Here is a 6,338-nt window from a genome sequence, read left to right on the forward strand (position 1 = left end):
CCGCCTCCTGTGGCGGCGCACCGATTAGCATCATCCGGCAATACATTGAGCACCAGGCAACACCCGATTAACAACCAAGGGCAACGACGCCTACGGCGTCCGCGCTATCCATCCCCGACCAAACTCGACGGCTTCGCCTAAAGGTTGCTTCGCAACCAGATCGTTTGGACGAGGCTTTTCGCGCATTTGGGTAAGGAAAAGGAAAGAAAACAAATTCTTGGAGTTCGCATGTATTTCCCCCAAATCCAAAACACTTCAAGAGCAAGATCGCGCGTCCACCAAAGGTACGAATTACCGTCTGGATCAACCCACCCAAACAGGAGATGGCCACCAACACAGCACACGATCCTTCGACACTAAATTAATGTCTCCCGGTGCTTCAAAGTCATTGGCACGCCCCGTGCGGGCATTGCTTTAAGCGGAGAAAGCCGGATAGCGGTGTCGATACGTTTTCTTGCCCACTGTTGAGATGGCGATAAGCTGGTCGATCGCTTCTCCCATCCGCGCTGCGGTTTCGTCGAAGTAATGGGTATGAGCACCGGGGCCGATGCAGAACTCTATGCGCGTCGCTTTGGGCACATCGGCGTCGCCGGTTCCAGGCGCGTCGGACGCAACCGCATCACCGGCAGGCGTCGCCGGGTCCCAACGGGTCGGATCGTCATCACGGATCCACAGGCGGCGCCCCACGTAATCGCCACTGCGGTACGCGTTGACCCACAGCGCGACGCCGAGCTCGCCGGGAATGGGCTGGCGAGTCAGCGGGATCGAGACTTCCCGCTCGGTGAGCGGCGCCTCCGGCTGCGGCAGGCGGTAGCAGCTCCAGCCGTAAAGGTGCGGAAAGCGCAGGCCATAAAGCTGGCGCAGCGGGCAGCCCATGGTGAGGAAATAGACCGGCGTGTCCGCGTCGAACGGCCAGCGCCCGGGCTGAGCGTGCAGATAGCGCAGTAAATCCGCACTGATGACCGTCCCCTGACTGTGAGCGACAATGACCACAGCATCATATTTGCAGCCGCCGGCGTCGCGATGTCCGCCGATGTAGCGCATCAGCGAGGCATAGCGCGCCAGAATGCGCGACTTCGGGTTGTGGTTGAGCGGGTGCTCGCGTAGCCAGTTGTCCACATCGAGCGCAATGTCGAGAATCGGCCGTATCCCGACGAACAGTTTTCCGAGGCGACTGCCCAAGGCCACCACGCTCAGGGTCGTGCCGCCAAGCAGAAGACCGGCGGCTTCGAACAACCCGCTGCTGCCGATCAGCCCGGCGAGTGGCCCATACAGCCAGCCGAGCCAGAATCGATCGAAGCACGACTGAAGCGCAAGCGCTTCAGTTGCATCCCGGCAGTTGTAGAGCGGCACTCCGCCGACGGCCAGCGCCACCAACAGTCCGAACACCAGCACCGACCCGGCCAGCCGCGCGAGCCGGAAACCGTGGTCGAGCCAGAAACCGAGTTTGCGCGATGCGGCGCGGTCAGCATCGCGCGGGGCGGCGATCTCTGCAGCGACCGAGGGAAGCATCGCCCAGATCGACATCAGCAGCGAAAACGTGGTGCAGAGAAAGAATACTCTGAACAGCGGCCCGCCGCTCCGATCGAGCAGGTGTTTGGCATATTTTCCCAGTGTCTGTTCGCCGGAGCCCAGCAAATCGAAACTCGGGACGATCGAAGTCTTCAGCAGTCCGCCCCAAGATGCCTCGGCAGGCATGACCCAGAGCACCGCCGCCCAGACACTCAATGTCACGATCAGGAACAGGGACGTGGACAGCGCGAAACCGAGCCGTCCGGTCCACACCACGCGCCGCGTCCGTCGTCGCTCCGACTCAGGATCCATCGGTTGTGCAACGGGCGTGTTCCAGATCAGCCACTCTCCGGCAGACCAGGCCAGAACCTGGCCTCCGATGAGAAGCGGCCAGAATACGACCAGCGCGAGGAATACCAGCTCGACCTGGTACATGATCCAGGGAACGATGGCTTGCGCGCCGGCCGCCGCCGGTGCTTTGAGCTGTATCGTCACGCCGAGCACCAGCATGATCGCCAGGCTCGCGACGAACGTGCCGGGGCGACGATGATCGTACTTGTGCGCCAGCCACCAGACGACGGCGAAAACGATCAGCATGCCGCCGTACGTGAGCCAGTGTGCCGGCGACAGAACCTGGCCCGATCCAAGCGTCCAGCCGACGGCAAACCCCGCGGTCTGCACTGCGAACCACCACAGGAAAGGCTGCCGCGATTCCCTGTACACAAGCGCGCCTCCCACGAGGAGACCAAGCAGCGCCCAAATGACGGCAGCGCAAATGGACACGCCTTTCTCGGGTACGAGCGCGAGCACAAACAGTGCTGTCAGCAAGGGCAGGAACAAGTTGAGCAGGCCGATCGGCACCGCCAGCGTCCAGTCGCACAAGCGATGCAGAAACCGGTGCGTGCGCCAAGCGACACTGTCGGGATTGGCTTCAGCGGCCAGATCGACAGTATTGCGGCCGAGACTGCTCAGGTGGAAGAAGAGTTGGTAGAGTTCACCGACCATGCGCAACAAGCCGCTGCCTAGCCGCGAAAGATCCGCCCAATACATCTCATACACATCGACCCGGGTCCGACTGTTCTTGCCTCCCCCGATGCGCTCTGCGCTCAGGCACAGCGAGTCGTAGCTCGGCGGATCGAGCGAAGCGTCATACTGGGCAATCTGGGCACTCGTGAACTGGAGATCGATCGAGGGCTGGGCGGCTCCGCGCGGGCGCTCCTTGCCGCGCCGTTCAAGATGTGCTGCGAATTCCGAACCGAGAATGGCACGCTTCTTGGCCTTGTCCGGCTCATCGGCCGCGCTTGCTCGTTCCTCCTCCTGCAGCGGTTCGATTCGCCGAACTTCCATCCGCAGCGGCTGCTCGGCAAAATAGCCGTACTGCACCGGCCCTTCAGCATCCTGTTTCACGCGCAGCAGGAGGTCCGCCACTGAACGGACGGTTTCGTTTGCCGCCTGGTCGGCGACGCCGTGAACCGCGATGACAGCGACCCGTGCATCGTCCCCCTTTTGCAGTGTAGGGCTTGTACGTGTAGTCTCAACCATCTCCCGACTCCAATTGATTTCGCGAGGTACTGTAGGCAAGTCCCATAGATGCGCTGTCGGATGGCGTAGTGGTATGTCCTTCTCGTTAAGGATAGGAATTTCAATGCACTTTATCAAGAATATCCGGGGCCATCGAATCGTGGTCAATCGTCGAATTGACGAGCGCAGGTTCCGAAAATTTCCTGTTCGGAAGCTCGCAGCTTACTGCCAGAGGCTGATTAAGCGAGAATTTGGGTCACTTGCTCGGCGAGCATATACGGGATTTTTTGTATTCGCGAGTGACCGCGCGACCATTCAAATTGGCAGGCAACATCGAGTGGCCGACAGCCGACTGTCATGTTCCCAACTCAGGCATACCGTGAATGTCAGGAGTCGGCCCGATAGCAGCCAATGGTTAGGCGGCCATTGCTGGCGAGTGGCGAAGCTCAATGAGCTTGCCGACGGGGATGAGTTCGAGGACATAAGCTACTCCGTCAAGATCCGTGAATTCGTCCAACACAAAATTCTCGCTGAACTCATCAACGATGGTGCCCACCTGACCTTTGGCAAGGTGACTCGCCGGAACGTCTTCCAGCGTCGCAACGACATCAAGTGATTTCATCGCCCAGCCTTGCCATCAAACTGCTTCTCGCCTCAGCCTACGTTTAACTTTCGCCCGATCTCGGTGCTGCGCTGTTTCTTATTGACCGGCGGCTAGCCAGCCGCCCGCTTGCGGCGAGCCAGGTCCTCACGTTCCCCGGCATAGGCTTCGAGGGCTTTCTTGATACCCTGAGGCAGCATGAACCAGGTCATCAGGCTGGATCCAATGCACATCAGCCAGAACATCAGAAAGCCAAGCGAATAGACGGCGATCGCCGGCAAAACCACCGGTTGGCCGAGCAGATAAAGCTGCTGTGGATCGATTACGGTAAAGAACAGCACTTGAGCAATGCCGGCCGCGATGAACGACGGCCAGAGTATCCAGATGACAAGTTTCATGATGCCTCCCTCGAAAAATGACGTGCACTGCACTATACAATTTCTTCACTGTCGCTGGTAGGAGAAATGCTATGAGAAAGGGTTCTGTCCAACGTTCACCAGCGCCAGCGAAATATGGAATTCATTCCCGCAAATCGATTCCGGGGTCGATTCACTGGCCAGAATGCGGTCTGTGTAGCACCAGACTCAAGCCCGAGGCGCCGATGATCAGCATGCCGAGTGTCGCCGGCAGATCCGGCAACTGGCCGAAGACGATCCAGCCGAGCAGCATGGCCCAGATCAACTGGACGTAGAGCAGCGGCGACAGCGACGAGGCCGGTGCCTCACGGAAGGCGCGGATGAGCAGGAAGTGGCCAGTGCCGCCGTAGAACCCGAGCGAAGCGATGAGCAGGGCTTGCTTCAGTGTCGGCATTTCTCCGCTCCAGTATGCCGGCAAGACGAAAGACATGGCGACGGTGCCGACCAGCGCCGTGTAGAAAAGCTGGCGCAACGGCGGTTCGCTGGCCGAGAGCTTGCGCGTGAGGATCTGGTAGATGGCGTAGCAGAGCGCGCCGCCGAACGCGTAGACAACGCCGATGCCGACCATCGCGCCGCCCGGTCGGGCGATCAGCAGCACGCCGCAGAACCCCGTGATTGTTGCCAGCCAGCTTCTGGTCTGTAACTTCTCGCCGAGCAGCGGGCCGGCCAGCAGGGCAACGAGCAAGGGTGTAACAAAAACAATCGCTGTCGTTTCGGCCAGCGGCAGGGTGCGGAACGCGAGTTGGACGAGCAGGGTAACGCCGACCAGCATCAGAGCCCGGAAAGTCATCAGCCACGGCCGTTGTGTGACGACGATTTCGCGACCCATGCCGGGCGCGATGGCGACCAGCATGAAGACGAGGTGCACGAAGTAACGCGCCCAGACGAGCAGCGGTACGGCAAAGAAGGCGGTCAGATACTTTGCAGTGGCGTCGAGTACGGCGAACAGGAAGACGGCGGTGAGGAAGAGAATGACGCCATGCGCTGTGTGATGAGGCCTAAGGTGCACCTGAAATCCATCGGTTCAGGACGTAGCGGGCGCTGTCGATCAATTCGCCAGCGCACAGGCCGATCGGGCCACAGCCCTCGGCGACCAGACGGTCGGCGGCGTTGCCATGCAGGTGTACGGCCACGAGCAGCGCGTCGAGCGGTGGCCAGCCCTGAGCCAACAGGGCGGTGACAAAGCCGGTGAGTACGTCGCCGCTACCGGCCGTGGCCAGCCCCGGATTGCCGTTGGTATTGATGAACCACGCGCCTTCGGGTGAGGCGACAACGGTGCCGCAGCCCTTGAGCGCGACCAGGGCCGTGTAGCGCGTGGCGAGTTCGAGTGCGGCAGTGATGCGGTCGGCCTGCACGGTAGCCACGTCGCAGTCGAGAAGTCGCGCGGCTTCGGCCGGGTGTGGCGTGAGCAGGGTCGGTGCGCTGCGCGTGGCCAGTGCCACGTGCAGTTCGCCTTCCTCGGCAACGAGGTTAAGCGCATCGGCGTCGAGTACCAGCGGCAGCTCAAGCTGGCAGGCGTTTTCGAGCAGGACGAGCGCTTCGTGGCTGACGCCCATGCCGGGGCCGCAAGCCAGCGCCGTGAGTTCGGTGGCGAGCAGCTTGGCGGGCGTGCGCAGCATCAGCTCGGGCTGCAACAGGTCGAGCGCCGGAGCGTGTTCGTCGAGCAGACCGACATAGACCCGACCGCTCCCCAGCCGCAATGCGGCGCGAGCGGCGAGCAGTGCACCACCGAGCATGCCGGGCGCACCACCGAGGACTCCGGCATTGCCGTTGCTGCCCTTGTGGCTGTTGCGCGGGCGCGCTTTCAGGTGGGCTGAAAACAGCGTGCGGTCGATCGAATGGCCACTCGCCGGAGACAGGGCCTTTGAATCGAGATCGAGCGGGTCGATCGAAATTTCGCCGCAATGGTCGGGGCCGTCGGCGGTGAACAGTCCCGGCTTGGCGCCGATGAAGGTGATGGTGTGGCTGGCACGGATCGTTGCGCCGTGCAGCTTGCCGGTGTCGGCATCGAGACCGCTCGGGCAGTCGAGCGCCAGCAGCGGGCAGCCGTCGCGTGCGGCCAGTGCGTTGGCGCTGCGGATGAGGCCGGCGTAAGGATCGCCGATCTCGCGCTTGAGGCCGATGCCGAACAGGCCGTCGACGATCAGTGACCAGCGCAGCCTGACGGGAATCGCCGGGAGTGTGCTGCCACCGGTGTCGACAAAGCGCCTGAAGGCGTCTGCCGCGTCCATCGGCAGGTCGTTGGCCGGCCCGACAAAAACCACATGCGTGTCGAAGAAGCGTTCGCG

At 61.8% G+C, this 6,338-nt stretch carries 5 protein-coding genes; all 5 read right to left on the minus strand.

Translation table 11 applies throughout. The annotated features are described in order from the left end of the window. Positions 1 to 414: 414 nt before the first annotated feature. Complete coding sequence (locus tag JNM42_RS18080) at positions 415 to 3,054, minus strand: hypothetical protein (RefSeq protein ID WP_294273557.1); 2,640 nt, start codon at positions 3,052 to 3,054, stop codon at positions 415 to 417. Positions 3,055 to 3,448: 394 nt separating this feature from the next. Beyond that, complete coding sequence (locus JNM42_RS18085) at positions 3,449 to 3,655, minus strand: DUF4926 domain-containing protein (protein ID WP_294273560.1); 207 nt, start codon at positions 3,653 to 3,655, stop codon at positions 3,449 to 3,451. Positions 3,656 to 3,747: 92 nt separating this feature from the next. Continuing rightward, entirely contained in the window at positions 3,748 to 4,032 is a 285-nt protein-coding gene (locus JNM42_RS18090; protein ID WP_294273564.1) for a hypothetical protein, read from the minus strand. A gap of 151 nt (positions 4,033 to 4,183) precedes the next feature. Next, positions 4,184 to 5,059 carry a DMT family transporter gene (locus JNM42_RS18095; RefSeq protein ID WP_294273569.1) on the minus strand — a complete coding sequence of 292 codons (876 nt, stop codon included), beginning with the start codon at positions 5,057 to 5,059 and terminating at the stop codon, positions 4,184 to 4,186. Next, positions 5,049 to 6,338 (minus strand): NAD(P)H-hydrate dehydratase (locus JNM42_RS18100; protein ID WP_294273574.1); only part of this gene is annotated, 1,290 nt, incomplete at its 5' end. The genes JNM42_RS18095 and JNM42_RS18100, both read right to left, overlap by 11 nt.

Source organism: Propionivibrio sp. (genome assembly GCF_016790145.1).
Classification (GTDB): Bacteria; Pseudomonadota; Gammaproteobacteria; order Burkholderiales; family Rhodocyclaceae; genus Propionivibrio.